This window comes from Streptomyces sp. NBC_00872, from assembly GCF_045161915.1.
Classification (GTDB): Bacteria; Actinomycetota; Actinomycetes; order Streptomycetales; family Streptomycetaceae; genus Streptomyces.
On sequence record NZ_CP108806.1, the window covers coordinates 3,033,004 to 3,050,526 of the forward strand.

The 17,523-nt window shown below is 69.8% G+C and carries 11 protein-coding genes; 10 read left to right on the forward strand and 1 reads right to left on the reverse strand.

What is annotated here, in order from left to right; translation table 11 throughout:
* Positions 1–1,357: 1,357 nt before the first annotated feature.
* Entirely contained in the window at positions 1,358–4,378 is a 3,021-nt protein-coding gene (locus tag OG214_RS12855; protein ID WP_405984813.1) for an NACHT domain-containing protein, read from the reverse strand.
* 683 nt (positions 4,379–5,061) lie between these two features.
* Between OG214_RS12855 and OG214_RS12860 the strand changes: the two genes are divergently transcribed.
* The 10 genes from OG214_RS12860 to OG214_RS12905 all read left to right on the forward strand — a co-directional run bounded on the left by OG214_RS12860 (position 5,062) and on the right by OG214_RS12905 (position 17,375).
* A complete protein-coding gene (locus tag OG214_RS12860) occupies positions 5,062–5,640 on the forward strand; it encodes a hypothetical protein (protein WP_405984814.1) in 579 nt (192 codons plus the stop codon).
* Positions 5,641–5,752: 112 nt separating this feature from the next.
* Positions 5,753–6,319 carry an RNA polymerase sigma factor gene (locus tag OG214_RS12865; RefSeq protein WP_405984815.1) on the forward strand — a complete coding sequence of 189 codons (567 nt, stop codon included), beginning with the start codon at positions 5,753–5,755 and terminating at the stop codon, positions 6,317–6,319.
* A complete protein-coding gene (locus OG214_RS12870; RefSeq protein WP_405984816.1) occupies positions 6,316–7,347 on the forward strand; it encodes a zf-HC2 domain-containing protein in 1,032 nt (343 codons plus the stop codon). The genes OG214_RS12865 and OG214_RS12870 overlap by 4 nt, the downstream gene beginning before the upstream one ends.
* A gap of 104 nt (positions 7,348–7,451) precedes the next feature.
* Positions 7,452–8,324 (forward strand): ABC transporter ATP-binding protein, encoded by an 873-nt coding sequence (locus OG214_RS12875; protein WP_405984817.1) that lies wholly within the window; start codon positions 7,452–7,454, stop codon positions 8,322–8,324.
* Complete coding sequence (locus OG214_RS12880) at positions 8,321–9,643, forward strand: hypothetical protein (RefSeq protein ID WP_405984818.1); 1,323 nt, start codon at positions 8,321–8,323, stop codon at positions 9,641–9,643. Before OG214_RS12875 ends, OG214_RS12880 begins: the two co-directional genes overlap by 4 nt.
* Positions 9,644–9,645: 2 nt before the next feature.
* On the forward strand, positions 9,646–10,287 hold the full coding sequence (locus OG214_RS12885) for a hypothetical protein (protein ID WP_405987489.1): 642 nt from the start codon (positions 9,646–9,648) through the stop codon (positions 10,285–10,287).
* 122 nt (positions 10,288–10,409) lie between these two features.
* Complete coding sequence (locus tag OG214_RS12890) at positions 10,410–11,150, forward strand: spermidine synthase (RefSeq protein WP_405984819.1); 741 nt, start codon at positions 10,410–10,412, stop codon at positions 11,148–11,150.
* A gap of 113 nt (positions 11,151–11,263) precedes the next feature.
* Positions 11,264–12,001, forward strand: a complete 738-nt coding sequence (locus tag OG214_RS12895; RefSeq protein ID WP_066948181.1) for a response regulator transcription factor — start codon at positions 11,264–11,266, stop codon at positions 11,999–12,001.
* A gap of 113 nt (positions 12,002–12,114) precedes the next feature.
* Positions 12,115–13,170 (forward strand): HAMP domain-containing sensor histidine kinase, encoded by a 1,056-nt coding sequence (locus tag OG214_RS12900; RefSeq protein ID WP_363080361.1) that lies wholly within the window; start codon positions 12,115–12,117, stop codon positions 13,168–13,170.
* Between the two features lie 344 nt (positions 13,171–13,514).
* A complete protein-coding gene (locus OG214_RS12905) occupies positions 13,515–17,375 on the forward strand; it encodes a multifunctional oxoglutarate decarboxylase/oxoglutarate dehydrogenase thiamine pyrophosphate-binding subunit/dihydrolipoyllysine-residue succinyltransferase subunit (protein WP_405984820.1) in 3,861 nt (1,286 codons plus the stop codon).
* The last annotated feature ends 148 nt before the right edge of the window (positions 17,376–17,523 follow it).

Here is a 17,523-nt window from a genome sequence, read left to right on the forward strand (position 1 = left end):
AAAGCTGGGGCGATCCGGGCCCAGGTCACGTCCTCCTTCCGGGCGGGCTCAACCAGCAGCCCCTCAGCCGTGGTGAAGTCGTCGCGCAGTTTGCGGAGGACCAGCAGCGCGGCCAGCAGGTCGGTGAGGGACAGGGTGAGGGCATCGCAGCTTCGGGACGCAGGGGCGTCCGAGGCGGTCTGTCACGCGTTCGCGTGAAGCGCCCACCGGCCGGGTGACAGCCGCCTGGCAGAAACACTCCCAAGTCATGCAAGCCGCCCTGGTCAGAGCCGGGACGGCGAACTCTGCAACCGGGCCATGCATGAAAGCTGTCTAGGCGCTGGGCCATGGCTTCACCGGCTCAGAGGAAGACCACCTCCGGCAGTACGCCACGAAGGTGCTCAAGCGCTCCCAGTTCCGGCCGCTGCCGACCGCCCCCTTCTCCCCCGGTGCAATCGACCGGTGGCGAGGCACCGGCGTGCAAATCCCGGGGCGGCAGCACGGTGCGCGGCGGTACCGTGTTCTCTTCGCCCTTGTACGGCGGAGTCATCCTGCGGGGGATTTCATGGTGCAGACGCGGACCGCGTTGTTCCCGGTCACCGACCCTGACCGCCAGCGCCGACGGTCATCTGTCCGTAGGCGGAACCGCGCTCGAAGACTACTTCTTCCCCCCGGCCGCACCGACATCCGCTCCCCTAGACGTGGCTGACGTGGTGGCAGCTCACGCTTGAGGACTCGTTCTGGTACCGAAAGCAACAGCGCAGTGCGCGGCAGCCGCGCGACCTCTGAGGTACGCCTGCACAGTCCGCCAGATTCGGCCTGCGAGCCGTCAAGGTGGCCGTCGGTATGGACGAACGAGCCGACCGGGCCGAACTCTGCCAGGGTGCGGCCCGCGTCGCACTCGAAGTGATCGCTTGCCATTCAACGTAGTCGGTGCAGGTGAGCGCGAGTTGGTCGACTGACTTCGCATTCCATGGGCAGTGCCGTACATCTGCTGTCGGGATTCGTGAAGAGAACCAGGCGTCCCCTCCGAAAACTCAAGATTGATCTGCACAACTCCCGCGCCGACCGCCCGGACAAAACCTTCATCCCGCTGGCCACGGCCGCCTCCACATGCAGCCTCCTGCGGCACCAGACAGCCACTGTCCTGACGTTCGCTGACCGGCCTTCAACCCATTCCACCGGCGGCGAGGCACCATTGACGGGTTGGGTGAAGTTCCCAAGCAACCGCGTCACAGCACCAAATGATGAGAGCCAGTAGCCGTTGCGAGTACGGCGTGGAACGATACCCGAAGTCCAATACGACCAGCGGAAACGTGTGATCATCGGGACGTCAACCTGTTCGCTAACGAAAGCGACACCGACGAGACTTCTCCACCTAGTTGGGAATCCCTTCAAGTCGATTCCAGAATTCCTGGGTTCCGACGCGCGTTCCGTCGTTGGCGAGGATCGCGGCTGGGCTGCACTTCAGTCGGAGCCGGATTTTGCGCTCCCCGCTCGCCGAAAAGTTCTCGTTCCCAGCGAGCCCCGAGGCTACGAGCTCGCCGACGAACCTCTTCCAAATGTCCGGACCGTATTCCTGGGTCCATTTCAGCCTGTTGTCCTCCGGTTGGTGGTCGCTGCGGAGAATGACGGACTTCTCTACACGCCGCACCATCGTCGTCAGATAGTGGCGAGCAGCAAGCGCCTCGGTGGGCGGCAGGTCGTCATGCCTATCCACAGCGTCGACGACCTCGGCTCCGTAGCGTTGCAGCGCTTCAAGGATGTGCTCCTTGCGGTACAGGAGTTCGTTCGGAAGCAGCAGCTCAACCAGGCCAGAGTGGCGTACACCTCGCAGTCCGGCCAGATCAGAGGGCGCACCGCTCACCCTAATCTTCTTGACTACGGTGTTCCTCAGCATCAGAGACCACCCCCCCACCGCAGGCAGAACAAGCCCGTCGACCTCGCATCCAATGATGCGCGCATTCACTCCCTGCATCTGTGAGAGGTCAAGCCCGTCCGTGAACACGGCATTGAGCACGTCTGTACCAGGAATACGGCCCGTGTCCTTGATGACAGCCGCCCACAAGGCGCCCAGGTTGGTGGCCGCGACAGTGGACTCGATCTGCTGTTTCTCCGCGTTCTGGAGTTGTGGCGCGAAGTTCGTGATGGCCTGGACAACACGTTCCTCTCCGGCCGCAGCAACAACTCCCGTCACGGTGGCCGACCGCCAAGGGGACTGTTTGAGCATCGCTTGGAACAGAGAAAGGTGTCCGTCCAGGAGGTAACGGCTTGCGGCGCCCGCTAGGAACTGATCGAAGAACAGCTCGTGCTGGAAACGAAAACGGGAGACTGACGCATCGTCCGAGGCAGCGGCGAGTCCGCAGAGCACAGGCAACCGTTGCTTGAGGTGACGCCGGCTGGACAGCTCGCTGTCCATGGCGTACTCGGCGGCGTCCTGAAGCTCATTGATGTCCGCCTCGCGCTCTTCGTGGCTCGCCATGAATTCTGCGACGTACTCAAACATGCGTCGCAGTTCGGCACGGTTCATCAGGGCGGTGTCCCCCTGTCCCGTCAGTTTTCCTTCCTCGCGCGCCACGTACTTGTCGAGCAGTCGATCGGCAAGTGTGTTGCTCTCAATCTCGCCATCGTTCGGGTTGAGCGTCATCTCCGCGAACGCATGAGCAAAGAACGGGAGCCCCAACAGCTGGCGGTCGTATTCAGACAGTTTCCCCAGGCTCTCGCGCGGCACTTTGTACTCGTCGAGGAACGCCTCAATGTCCTCCGGGGACCACCGCTGCACGGCTGCGACTCGGTGTCGCACAAAGGGCAGCCCCTGCTCATTGGCGCGCTCAACGCTGGAGCGGTACTGCCCCATGTAGTAGGAGGAACGCGCGGACACCACCACTACGCCCCGACCACCGAGTTCGTCGAGCCAGGGACGTAATGACCCTATCGCGTCGCTATACCCCACCCCGCCGAGCAGCTCGTCAAACCCGTCGATGAGCAAGGTCATCAGCCCATTGCGACACAGGGCTTTCACACCTCTGTCTGTGAGGTTCCGGGTCGATGCGACAGCGCTGTCCACCACGGTGCGGAGGCTGTCGAGTACCTGGCCGGTGGAACGGACGTACAGGAACAATGCCTGGTTCGACGATTCACCCGCCAACATCGCCCGCTCGACCTCCTGGGCACGGGTCTTCGCTGCGTCGAGCATCGCCCGTGTCTTGCCGATGCCTGCCTCGCCGTTAATGAAGACCACTTGTGTCTGGCCGCGGTTGGCCTGGAGGTCCTGGTCAATGCCGTCAACGAGTTCGGCGAAGGTGCGGGCGGGCTCTGTCTGGCTGCCGTCGATGTCGGAGACGATGACCTTGCTCATCCGCGTCGTGCCGTGCTCCCGGGACACCCAGCCCAGCGTGTCGTACTCCTCGGCCACCACTTTGCTCTCCATCTGCTCCAGCTTCTGCCGCAGACGAGTAGCGACCACCTGCCAGTTGGCGAGTGAACGCAGATAGTCCGAGTACGGGACCCAACCGGACTTCGCGCGCCACTGCCGGGCATTGTCGGGGCCCAGGCGGAAGTAGTCACGCCGAGGCTGGGTTCCCGTGCCCTCACCGGTCGCCTTATCCCAGTAGTACTCGAAGCCTTGTTCGTGGTCAGCGTAGACGGGCTCAGAGTCATCATCGGCGAAGCCGCGAAGATCCTGTTCGACGTCCTTGATGAAGTACACCAGTGTGCCGTTGTCCGCCGTCTTCGCCTTCAGAAGAGGGTGAAGTGCCGTGCGAATCGCCTCATCTGAGGGAGAACTGCTCACCGATCCACCGCCGAAGCAGAGGAAGCTGGGCTGGACACGGGCGAACTTGGAGAAGAGGTGCCAGACACCGCTCGGCTTCATGAATAGGAACGGCCATAGCAACACCCTGTCCCCGTCCCAGACGAAGGACGGCCGTTGGTCCCCCGACTCACCCTCCTCAATTGACAACTCGGCCTCATCGAGAGACTCCGTGACCGCGTCGGCGATGGCCTGAACCAGGTGGTCCAGCGTTGCCAACTCATTTTCTCCGGAGGGCAGCGGCCCCCCGTGGCTGATGTGGTCGCGTAGCCGCTTGAGGTCGCGCAGTTCCCTGGGCGCTCCTGGAAAGCCCTGATCGTAGAGTTCCAGAACCTTGATGACGGCCCGGCCCACGCGGTCGGCCGGCACCGTCGGACATTCGTCCAGCTGCTGTCCGACACGCCGTAGATAGGCCGTCCACTCACCGAGGCCCGGGGAGCGCCCGACCAACGCGGGGGCCCGTCCCGCTGCCCGCACAGTCGCCGCCGCCAGAAGCGCCAAAAAACGCAGCTCGAAGTCGAGGACGGAGAAGCCCTCATGGATGCTGCGCGGACGTCCCGCCGACCGAGGGGAATAGGAAGTCTCCATGTGGCGGAACACCTCGGCGGGAGTCGCCGACCTCGCTCCCTCGGCCATCGATCCTCCAGCGTGCTGCACTGTTCCTCCCGACTGGACCCGCTTGGCAGTGTGACGCACCTTATCGATCGCGCAGAGCCCCTGCCGGGCCTGTGGACAAACAAGGCAGGCAGCCACGGCGGTATAGCCCCGGTAGGCCTCTGCTCAACACCACTTCTCCGACGACCGCATCAACATGGTGGGTCACCCACTCCATCCTCGGCGTTCAAGCCTGCGCCTCTCTCCCGCCGGACCGAAGACGCAAGAAGCACTTGCACAGATTCAGAGTGTGAGTCCAATCGATTCGTTCATCGACCAGCCCAGCGGTAGGCGACGATGCAACAACAAACTTCACCGGACAGCCCCCCTCCCCCCGGGAAACGGCCCTCGTGAAGGGCGGTGTGCGCTCAACGCGCCGGGACCGCCACAGCTTCCCGGCCCCCGTCGGCTCCCGGCTTTCGTCGGCGCGGGACCCCCGTCGGCTCCGGGGCTCCCGGCTGTCGGTGCGGCCGTCGCCGTCGCCGCGCGTGCGTGATGGGCGGCGCGGCGGGGCAGAGCTTGCCGGGAGGGACACCATCGGCATGCTCGGTGCCGGGGTGCCGGGGTGCCGGGGTGCCGGGGTGCCGGGATACGGGCGGCGGACGGGAGTTGGCCAGATGCGGCTGCGACTGGGATCGCGACGGACAGGACGGGCCCTGGCGGGCACGCTGCTGACGGCGGCGGTGCCGGCGCTGCTGCTCGTGGGGTGCGGCGGGAACGGTACCGACCGTACGGACGCCCCGCCTGCCGCTACGACCGGCCCGGCCGCCCCGACGGTCCCCGCGCCCCCCTCCGCGTCGGTGTCCACGGCACCGCCCACGTCTCCTCCCGCGTCGGCCACGCCCTCCCGCTCCCCCTCCCCGGCGCCCGACGAGACCCTCGTCATCGTCACCAGGTCCGGCGGCATCGCGGGCCGTCACGACAGCGTCAAGGTGAACAGCGACGGGGCGTACACCGTCCTGTCCTCCGGCCGTGAGACCGGCTCGGGACAGCTGCGCCCCGCCGAACTCACCGAACTGCGCCGGGCTCTCGACGCGTCCGGCATGGAGCGGCTCCCGCGCGTGATGTTCGACCGGCCCGCCCCCGACGCCTTCATCTACGCCATCAACCACGCGGACCACGAGGTCGCGATCTCCGACGCGGAGCCCGTACCCGCCCTCCAGCGCATCGTCGCGGCCGTACCCCTCCCTACCTGAGCTCCCCGCGGGCCCCTCACCCGCGGCCCCTCCCCGCGCGATCCGGTTCCGGCGGGCCGTGAACCGCCGGCGCCGGTGCCGGCGATAGAGAGGCGTGAGACTGTTCCGCCCCATGGGGGGTGACCGCGACGACGGCGCGCTGCTGCGCGCCGTCGCCGGAGGGGACGCGGAAGCGCTGGCCCTGCTGTACGACCGGCACGCCGGCTGGCTGCTGGCCCGGCTGACACGGCGGTGCCAGGACCCCGAGACCGTGAGGGAAGTCCTCCAGGACACCTTCGTGACCGTATGGCGCTCGGCCGCGGCCCATCACGGCGGCGAGGCGGGCGGCTGGCTGTGGGTGATCGCCGCGCGGCGCCTGGTCGACGCCCAGCGCGCACAGGCCCGCGCCGGGCGAGGGGACCGGGCGGAGCCGGCGTACGAGCCGCGTCCCCTCGCGCCCTCCGCCGAGGAGCGGGTGCTGGCGGGACTGGAGTACGGCGACGTCGGCACCGCGCTCGACCGGATCTCCCCCGAACTGCGCGAGGTGCTGCGCGCCACGGTCGTCGACGGACTGACCACCCGCGAGACCGCTCAGCTCCTCGGCATACCGGAAGGCACGGTCAAGTCCCGTGCGACGCGAGCCCGCAGGGAACTACGAGCCGCGCTTGACCGGATCACGCCCACGGAAGGCACGGCATGAATTCCATCGGGAAGCACGGCGGGAAGTACGGCGGGAACCACGACCGGAAACGCGGCGGCGGGCGTGGCGGCGAGCCCGGCACAAGCGCCTGGCATGTGGACGACGCGCTGGCCGTCCGGTACGCCGCGGGTTCGGCACCGGAGCCCGACGCGTGGTCGCTGGAGAAGCACATCGAGTCATGCGGCGCGTGCGCCGTCCTGGTGTCGGCGGCGGTACGCCGGGGGGCCGCGGGGCCGGTGCTCGCCGGCGTACGGGAAGCGGTGCTGGCCGTGGCGGTCCGGTCCGCGCCGCCCGCCGCGCGGACCGGGCTGACGGCCCGTGTCCTGTGGGCGGCGGGGCCCGCGCTGCGCGGTTCCTGGCTGGTGGCCGTGGTGCTGGTGGCCGCCGGCGCGGTCGCGCTGGCGTACGGAGCCGGATTCGCGGGGGCGCGCCCCCTGCTGCTGGCGCTGGCACCGCTGCTGCCGTTGGCCGGGGTGGCAGTGTCGTACGGGGAACACGCGGACCCGATGTACGAGATCGGCGCCTCCACCCCGGGCGGCGGACTGCGGCTGCTGCTGACCCGTACGACGGCGGTCCTGGCCGTGAGCCTGCCCCTGCTGACCCTGGCTGGAGCACTGCTGCCGTCCTCGGCGTCCCCGGCGTCCCCGACACCGTCGGCGTCCTCGCTGTCCCCGCTGTCCTCGATGGAGGTGCCGGGCGCGGCGGCCTGGCTGCTGCCCGCCCTGGCGCTGACGCTGGCCACGCTTGTGCTCGGCTCCTATGTGGGCTGCCGTACGGCGGCCGGGGCGGTGGGGGCGGCGTGGGGGGTGGCGATCGCCGGATCGCTGCTGGCGACGGCGCGCCGGGACGGCGGCGCGGAGGTCGGGCCGTTCCCGGTGGCCGACCTGTCCGCGTATCTGACGCGCTGTCTCACCGGCGCCGAGGCGCAGGGCGGCTGGGCCGCCGGCGCCGTGGTGTGCGCCGGGTTGCTGGCCCTGCGGCGGCGGTCCTTCGACCGCCCGGCCCTCGGTGCCCCGGGGCGCGCGTGAGGACGGGCGAACGCCACAGGAAACAGACGGCGGAAACACGGCAGAGGCACGGCGGAGAAGCGGAGAAGCGCCATGGAAGTGACAGAAGTGAGAGGGGAACACGCGTGGAAGCGACGGACACGGTAGCGGTACGGGGGCTGACCGTCAGACACCGCAGGACGGTCGCCCTCGACGCGGTCGATCTCGGCCTGGGCACCGGCGTGCACGGACTGCTCGGTCCGAACGGCGCGGGCAAGACCTCCCTGATCAGGGTGCTGGCGACGGTCGCTGCACCCGCCGAGGGGCGGGTGCAGCTGCTGGGCCGGGATGTGTCCGAGCACGGGCCCCGCGCGGCGGTACGGCGGCGGCTCGGCTATCTCCCGCAGGAGTTCGGCTACTACCCGGGCTTCACGGTCCGCGAGTTCGTCTCGTATGTGGCCTGGCTCAAGGAGATGCCCGCGCCCCAGGTGCCGGGGGCCGTGCGGCGCGCGGTCGACCGGGTGGGGCTGATGGACCGTATCGACGCCAAGGTGAAGACCCTGTCGGGAGGCATGGTGCGCCGGGTCGGAATCGCCCAGGCGATCGTCAACGAGCCTGATCTTCTGCTGCTCGACGAGCCGACCGCCGGACTCGATCCGGAACAGCGTGTCGAGTTCAGGGAACTGCTCCGGGAGGTGGGCGCCGACTCCACCGTGATCGTCTCCACCCATCTCGTGGAGGATGTCGCGGCGGCCTGCTCGGAGGTGACGCTGCTGGAATCGGGGCGGATCGCGTTCCGCGGTACGACGGCGGAGCTGACCGCGCTGGGGGACGGCACGGGCGAGCCCGGCGACAACCCGATCGAGCGCGGCTACACGGCGGCGGTACGGGCGATCCGGGCGCGGCGCGCCACGGCCGGATCCTCGTCAGGGATTACGGCCGGACCCCCGGCCGGGACCGCGGCCGGATCCGCCTCCGGGGCCGGCGCTTCCGGGACCGCCCAGGAGGGCACTCGATGAGCGCCCTCGACACCTCCCGCGTCCCGCGCGGCCACGCCGCCCCGGACGCCCGGGAGGACCGCGTCCCCGCACGCCTCCGGTCCGTCCGGCCCGTGCGCACCGAACTGCTGCGAGGCATCGGTCCCTGGGCCGGGGCGGCGGTCGCCCTGACCATCTGGGTCAGCATGTATCCCAAGGTGCCGCAATGGCAGGGGCGTTGGACGGACACCACTGATCTGCTGCGTGTCGTGGGACTGCTGCTCGGCGGGCCCGTCGCCGTCGCCGTCGGCTGCTGGCAGGGCGGCCGGGAGCGGCGGCGCGGGACCGGCGACCTGTGGACCTCGTTCCCCCGCACCCGACTACGCCGGACACTGCCTGCCCTGGCGCCGGCCGCGCTCTGGCCGCTCATCGGATACCTCCTCGGTGCGAGCGGGTGTCTGCTGGCGACCTGGCCGTACGCGAGCGGGCCTCCTCCGTTCGTGTCGCTGATCGCAGCGGACGCGGTGGCCATCGCCGCCCTCGGTGTGCTGGGCTTCGTGGCCGGACGGCTGGTCCCCTGGCGCCTGGCCGCCCCGACGCTCGCGGTCGTCACCTATGTCGGTCTGGCCATGCCGATGTACACCGACGCGAACGCCCGGTGGCTCGATCCGGGCATCGACCATTTCTTTCTCTGGGACCGGCCGGTGTGGTGGTTCGGACCGGCGAGCGCGGTCTGGACCGGTGGTCTCGCGGTGGCCGCGCTTCTGGCTTACGCGGCCCGGCGCCGTGCCGTCGCGCTGGTGCCCCTCGTCCTCGCCGTCGCCGCGGCCGTCCCGATCGCGCGGACCGGCGACGCCGTGTGGCGTCCGGACCCGGAAGCGGCCCGGCTGGTCTGCGACGACGGCGTTCCGCGGGTGTGCGTGACGGCGGTCAACCGAAAACTGCTGCCCGCGGTCTCGGCCGCGCTCGCCGGTGCCAACGCCGGACTGCGCGGGGTCCCCGGCGCGCCCGCCCGCTGGATCGAGGACCCGCATACGCTCCGGACGGGGGAAGTGCGGCTGCTGGGCCCCGCCGACCTGGCCGTACGCGACAGGCTGCCCGATCCCGCGTACTACGCGAACTGGGCGGTCGGCGCTCTCCTCCACGGAGACTGCGATCGGACCGGTTCCGATGGCTCCGAGGGGGAGCGGGCCGCCGTCGACGTGGCCGTACGTCAATGGCTCGCCCCGAGCAAGGACTTCCGGTGGCCTGAGGCCGAAGCCCTCCTCGAACGGCTGAAGGCCATGGACGCCGAGCGGAGCCGCGCCTATCTCGCCCGCTATCTCGCCGCCGACGACTGCGACGAGGTGCCGGTCCCGTGACCATGCCCTCCGGCGCCCCCGGCGCCCCCGGCGCCCCCGCCTTCCGCCCCGCGCGCCTCTATGCCCGCTCCCGTGTCCTTCCCGCCACCCTCGCCGTGCTGATAGGCACCGCGCTCGCCGCCGGGTGGGCGGCGTACTGGCTCCAGGCACAGCCGCGGTTCGACCACACCGCCCGGATCCCGGTCGTGGTGCTGGCTCCGCTGATCACGGCTGGGGCGATCGGCACAGGGCTGTACACGTACGGCGACGAGCTGGACCGTACGGCCGTACGCCCCTGGTGGCCCCGGCGGCTGGCCCATCTCGGGCTCCTGACCGTGCTCGCGGCCCTGCTGCTCGCGCTCGCCGTACCCGGCCGTCCCGATGAGTTCGGGGCCCCGGCGATGGTCCGCAATCTCCTCGGCGCCACCGGGGTCACGGCCGCCGCGGCGGCCGTGCTCGGGGCGCGGCTGAGCTGGCTGCCGACGACGGTCTATCTGAGCGGCGTGTATCTGGCGGCGCCGGGGACACCGGGCGGGATCGCCTCCGTATGGGCGTGGGCGATGCAGCCGGGTCCGCAGGGCGCGGCATGGGCGGTCGCGGCCCTCGCGTACGGGGGTGGCACGGCGCTGTACGCGTGGCGGGGCGCGCGGGCCGAGGGGCGCTGAATCCGCGGCCGGGTTCCGCACGCGCGGGCCGGGGCCGGGGTCCGCGGGGTGGAAACGGTTTGTCCCGGTCCTCCCTTCGCACCAGGATGTTGGCCAAGTCTTCCACCGACGGAGAGGTCCGCATGCCTGTATCCGCCACTTCCGTACGCTCCTCGGTCCCCGGTCCGGACTCCGCTCCCGTCACCCTCGACCGCCGCGACGGACCGTACGGCGAGATCGTGCTGCGACAGCGCGGCGAACGGCTGGAAATCATCGCCAACGGGTGCTTCCTGATGGACACCTCGGACGGCCGGTCCGAGCGTCTGCTGGTCGACGCCGCGCTGGCCACGCTCCTCGGTGCACGTTCCGCACCGCGACCGGAGACGCCCGACCCGCGGCCGTCCGTCCTCATCGGCGGGCTCGGGGTGGGGTTCTCCCTCGCGCACGCCGCCGCCGATCCCCGCTGGGGCGGGATCGTGGTGGTCGAGCGGGAGCAGGCCGTCATCGACTGGCATCGCGAGGGTCCGCTCGACCGGATCTCGGGCGCCGCGCTCGCCGATCCACGGGCCGCGATCCTCCACACCGATCTGGTGGAGTACGTGCACACCGCCACGGAGCGTTACGACGCGCTCTGCCTCGACATCGACAACGGACCGGACTGGACTGTGACCGAGGGCAACGGGAATCTGTACTCGGCGGAGGGGCTGGCCGCCTGCCGCGCGCGGCTGAAACCCGGCGGTGTGCTCGCCGTATGGTCGGCCCGGCCGTCGCCCGTCTTCGGCGAAGCGTTGCGGAATGCCGGTTTCACCGGGGTACGGGAGGAAGAGATCCGGGTTGCCCGGGGCCTGCCCGACGTGGTCCATCTCGCTGTTCGCACTGCGTAGCCGGAAACCTCCCGCTGCCTCTACGCTGCACCACACACACATCGATCCACATCCGCATCGGGAATGTGGATCGCGGGAACAAGGATCGCGGAACGCGTACCAGGGGCGGGGCGATGGAGCAGACACACACCAGCCACAACGGAGTCGCGGCCACGCCCGGCGCCCAGCGCCGGGTCCTGGTCGTCGAGGACGATGCGACGATCGTCGACGCCATCGCCGCGCGGCTGAGGGCCGAGGGATTTCTGGTGCAGACGGCGGTGGACGGCCCGGCGGCCGTCGACGCGGCCGAGGCCTGGCAGCCGGACGTGATGGTCCTCGATGTGATGCTGCCCGGCTTCGACGGCCTGGAGGTCTGCCGCCGGGTCCAGTCGCAGCGCCCGGTGCCGGTGCTGATGCTGACGGCCCGCGACGACGAGACCGACATGCTGGTCGGCCTCGGGGTCGGCGCCGACGACTACATGACCAAACCGTTCTCCATGCGGGAACTGGCGGCCCGGGTGCATGTGCTGCTGCGCCGGGTGGAGCGCGCGGCGCTCGCCGCGGTGACCCCGCGCAGCGGCATCCTGCGCCTGGGCGAGCTGGAGATCGACCACGCGCAGCGCCGGGTGCGGGTGCGGGGCGAGGACGTGCATCTCACCCCCACCGAGTTCGATCTGCTGGTCTGTCTGGCGAACACCCCGCGCGCGGTGCTCTCCCGGGAGCAGCTTCTCGCCGAGGTGTGGGACTGGGCGGACGCCTCCGGCACCCGTACGGTCGACAGCCACATCAAGGCGCTGCGCCGGAAGATCGGCGCCGAGCGGATCCGTACGGTGCACGGCGTCGGATACGCGCTGGAGACCCCCGCGCCATGAGCCGGCCAGGCTCCGGCGGCTCGGGCAGAGGCACACACCCGGGGAGAGGCACGCACCCGGGCAGAGGCACGCACCACACGGACCCGCCCGCCGGCGGTCCTGGGGGCACGGGCCTGCGCCCGTTCTCCATCAAGGCCAAGCTCGGCACCCTGGTCGTCGTCTCCGTCTTCATCACCACCGGTCTGCTGATGGTGGCCCTGCGCACCGATACCGAGCTGCGCTTCATCACCGTCTTCTCGGTGATCGCCACCCTGCTGATCACCCAGTTCGTGGCCCATGGGCTGACCGCGCCCCTGGACGAGATGAACACCGTCGCCAAGGGCATCTCGCACGGCGACTACACCCGCCGGGTCAGCGGCGCCGACCGCAGGGACGAACTGGGCGACCTCGCCTCCACGATCAATCGCATGGCCGACGACCTGGAGGCGGAGGACCGGCACCGCAAGGAGCTGATCGCCAATGTCTCGCACGAGCTGCGCACACCGATCGCGGCTCTGCGGGCCGTGCTGGAGAACGTCGTGGACGGGGTGTCCGCCGCCGACAACGAGACGATGCTGACGGCGCTGCGCCAGACGGAGCGGCTCGGCCGGCTGACGGAGACACTGCTCGACCTGTCCCGGCTGGACAACGGCGTCGTACCGCTGAAGGCCCAGCGTTTCGAGGTGTGGCCGTATCTCTCCGGGGTGCTCAAGGAGGCCAATCTGGCCGCCGCGCAACGCGCGACGAGTTCCGGCTCCGGCAATCACTCCCGTACGGACGTACATCTGCATCTGGATGTCTCGCCGCCCGAACTGACCGCGCACGCGGACACGGAGCGGCTGCACCAGGTCGTCGCCAACCTCATCGACAACGCCGTCAAACACAGCCCGCCGCACGGCCGGGTGACCGTACGCGCCCGGCGCGGCGGCGGGTCCGAGTCGCTCGAACTGGAGGTCCAGGACGAGGGTCCCGGCATTCCGGAGCAGGAGCGGCACCGGGTCTTCGAGCGCTTCAACCGGGGCACCGCGCCGTCCCCGCACGGCCCCGGCAGCGACGGCGGTACGGGCCTGGGACTGGCGATCGCGCGCTGGGCGGTCGATCTGCACGGCGGCCGGATCGGGGTGGCCGAATCGGTTCGCGGATGTCTGATACGCGTCACTCTTCCAGGAACAACCCGAGCGCACGGTTGACGTACGCTTCGCACTGTTGACGCACGATCTCCGATGACGCGCGCCGGGACGCCGGGACACGAACCGGGCGAGGCCCGGCAGAGGCCGGCGGAGACGGACGGAGACCTGTCGACAGAGGCCGGCCATCGGGTCGTGGCCCTGCCGTCATCCGGCCGTTGTGTGCCCTGACGCTGCCCGACGCCATGGAACCCCGCTTGTTTCCCGCCATTTCAGCCGCCGAAACCCGCCTTCGGATGTGACTTGCACGACGATGGCACGCCCGGCCTGCACCTGAAGCCCTGGTAGGCGTAGCCTTGATTCCCGCTGTCCATCACCTTGTGAAGCGGAAGAGGGCGGTTCACGCCGTGTCGTCTCAGTCCCCCAGTAACGCGAGCATCTCGACCGACGAAGACGGGCAGGGCAAGAACCCTGCCGCTGCCTTCGGAGCCAATGAGTGGCTCGTCGACGAGATCTACCAGCAGTACCTCCAGGACCCGAATTCGGTCGACCGTGCCTGGTGGGACTTCTTCGCCGACTACAAGCCGGGCACTTCCGGCACGGCGGGCGATCCCATGGAGGGCACCGCGCCCGCGGTGACCCCGGCCGCCCCGGCCCAGGCCGCGCCCGCGGCCCCGGCGAGGGCCGCCGCCCCGGCTCCGGTGACGCCGCCCGCCGCCCCCCGGCAGCCGGTCGCGCCCGTGACCCCGGCTCCGGCTCCAGCCCCCGTCCGGCAGGCCCCCGCCCCGGCTGCGGCTCCCGCCGCGCCCGCGCGGCCCGCACCCGCCGCTCCGGCGGCCCCCGCCGCCGCCCCGGCCGCCAAGGCCGCTCCGGCCCCGGCGAAGCCCGCCACGGCCGCCGAGGGCCCGGAGTACGTGACGCTGCGCGGCCCCTCGGCCGCCGTCGCGAAGAACATGAACGCCTCGCTGGAACTGCCCACGGCCACCTCCGTGCGCGCCGTCCCGGTGAAGCTGCTCTTCGACAACCGCATCGTCATCAACAACCACCTCAAGCGGGCGCGCGGCGGCAAGATCTCCTTCACGCACCTCATCGGGTACGCGATGGTGCAGGCGCTCAAGGCCATGCCGTCGATGAACTACTCCTTCGCGGAACGCGACGGCAAGCCGACCCTCGTCAAGCCCGAGCACGTCAACTTCGGTCTGGCCATCGACCTGGTGAAGCCGAACGGCGACCGCCAGCTCGTCGTCGCCGGCATCAAGAAGGCCGAGACGCTCAACTTCTTCGAGTTCTGGCAGGCGTACGAGGACATCGTCCGCCGCGCCCGCGCCAACAAGCTGACGATGGACGACTTCACGGGCGTCACCGTCTCGCTGACCAACCCTGGGGGCCTCGGCACGGTCCACTCCGTACCGCGTCTGATGCCCGGTCAGTCGGTCATCATGGGCGTCGGCTCGATGGACTACCCGGCCGAGTTCCAGGGCACGTCGCAGGACACCCTGAACAAGCTGGGCATCTCCAAGGTCATGACGCTGACCTCGACCTACGACCACCGGGTCATCCAGGGCGCCGCCTCCGGCGAGTTCCTGCGGATCGTCAGCCAGCTCCTCCTCGGCGAGAACGACTTCTACGACGAGATCTTCCAGGCGCTGCGCATCCCGTACGAGCCGGTCCGCTGGCTCAAGGACATCGACGCCTCGCACGACGAGGACGTCACCAAGCCCGCGCGGGTCTTCGAGCTGATCCACTCCTACCGGGTGCGCGGCCATGTCATGGCCGACACGGACCCGTTGGACTACCTCCAGCGCAAGCACCCCGACCTGGACATCACCGAGCACGGGCTCACGCTGTGGGACCTGGAGCGGGAGTTCGCGGTCGGCGGCTTCGCCGGCAAGTCGATGATGAAGCTGCGCGACATCCTGGGCGTGCTGCGCGACTCGTACTGCCGCACCACCGGCATCGAGTTCATGCACATCCAGGACCCCAAGCAGCGCAAGTGGATCCAGGACCGCGTGGAGCGCCCGCACGCCAAGCCGGAGCGCGAGGAGCAGCTCCGCATCCTGCGCCGGCTGAACGCGGCCGAGGCGTTCGAGACGTTCCTCCAGACCAAGTACGTCGGCCAGAAGCGGTTCTCGCTGGAGGGCGGCGAGTCCGTCATCCCGCTGCTCGACGCCGTTCTGGACGCCGCCGCCGAGTCGCGGCTGGACGAGGTCGTCATCGGTATGGCCCACCGCGGCCGGCTGAACGTCCTGGCGAACATCGTGGGCAAGTCGTACGCGCAGATCTTCCGCGAGTTCGAGGGCAACCTCGACCCGAAGTCGATGCACGGCTCCGGCGATGTGAAGTACCACCTGGGCGCCGAGGGCACCTTCACCGGTCTGGACGGCGAGCAGATCAAGGTCTCGCTCACCGCCAACCCCTCGCACCTGGAGGCGGTCGACCCGGTCCTGGAGGGTGTCGTCCGCGCCAAGCAGGACATCATCAACAAGGGCGGTACGGACTTCACCGTGCTGCCGCTCGCACTCCACGGCGACGCGGCCTTCGCGGGCCAGGGCGTCGTCGCCGAGACGCTCAACATGTCGCAGCTCCGCGGCTACCGCACCGGCGGCACGGTGCACATCGTGATCAACAACCAGGTCGGCTTCACCGCCTCCCCGGAGTCCTCCCGCTCCTCCATGTACGCGACCGATGTCGCCCGCATGATCGAGGCGCCGATCATCCATGTGAACGGAGACGACCCGGAGGCCGTGGTCCGCGTCGCGCGGCTCGCCTTCGAGTTCCGCCAGACGTTCAACAAGGACGTCGTGATCGACCTCATCTGCTACCGCCGCCGCGGTCACAACGAGGGCGACAACCCGCAGTTCACCAACCCGCAGATGGTCCGGCTGATCGACAAGAAGCGCTCGGTGCGCAAGCTCTACACCGAGTCGCTGATCGGCCGCGGCGACATCACGCTGGAAGAGGCGGAGCAGGCGCTCCAGGACTTCCAGGGCCAGTTGGAGAAGGTCTTCGCGGAGGTCCGCGAGGCCACCTCGCAGCCCGCCCCGGCCCAGGTGCCCGACGCCCAGGCCGAGTTCCCGGTCTCCGTCACCACCGGGGTCTCGCAGGAGGTCGTCAAGCGGATCGCCGAGTCGCAGGTCAACATCCCGGACTCGGTCACCGTCCACCCCCGGCTGCTGCCCCAGCTCCAGCGCCGCGCGTCCTCGGTGGACGACGGCACGATCGACTGGGGCATGGGCGAGACCCTCGCCATCGGCTCGCTGCTGATGGAGGGCACCCCGGTCCGGCTCTCCGGCCAGGACACCCGCCGCGGTACGTTCGGCCAGCGCCACGCGGTCCTCGTCGACCAGGAGACGGGCGAGGACTACACCCCGCTCCAGTACCTCACCGGCGAGCAGGCCCGTTACAACGTCTACGACTCGCTGCTCAGCGAGTACGCGGCGATGGGCTTCGAGTACGGCTACTCCCTGGCCAGGCCGGACGCGCTGGTGATGTGGGAGGCCCAGTTCGGTGACTTCGTCAACGGCGCGCAGACGGTCGTGGACGAGTTCATCTCCTCGGCCGAGCAGAAGTGGGGCCAGACCTCCGGCGTCACGCTGCTGCTGCCGCACGGCTACGAGGGCCAGGGCCCGGACCACTCGTCCGCGCGCCCGGAGCGCTTCCTCCAGATGTGCGCGCAGAACAACATGACGGTCGCCATGCCGACCCTGCCGTCGAACTACTTCCATCTGCTGCGCTGGCAGGTCCACAACCCGCACCACAAGCCGCTCGTCGTCTTCACCCCGAAGTCGATGCTGCGTCTGAAGGCCGCGGCCTCGAAGTCGGAGGAGTTCACCAGCGGCGGCTTCCGCCCGGTGATCGGTGACACGAGCGTGGACCCGAACGCGGTGCGCAAGGTCGTCTTCTGCGCCGGCAAGGTCTACTACGACCTGGACGCCGAGCGGCAGAAGCGTGGCATCACGGACACCGCGATCCTGCGTCTGGAGCGGCTGTACCCGCTGCCGGGAGCGGAACTACAGGCCGAGATCGCCAAGTTCCCGAACGCCGCGAAGTACCTGTGGGCACAGGAGGAGCCGGCGAACCAGGGTGCCTGGCCGTTCATCGCGCTCAACCTGATCGACCATCTGGACCTGGCGGTCGGCGCCGATGTCCCGCACGGCGAGCGGCTGCGGCGTATCTCGCGCCCGCACTCCTCGTCGCCCGCGGTCGGCTCGGCCAAGCGTCACCAGGCGGAGCAGCAGCAGCTCGCCAGCGAGGTCTTCGACGCCTGACCCGTACGACTCGACCCGCCCGGCCCGCTTCGTACGGCCCGCTTCGTACGGTCCGGTCGTACGGTCCGTACGGGCAGGAGGCCCGGTTCCGCGAACTTCGCGGGGCCGGGCCTCCGGCGTATCCGGATCCGTCCGGTGCGGGGACCCG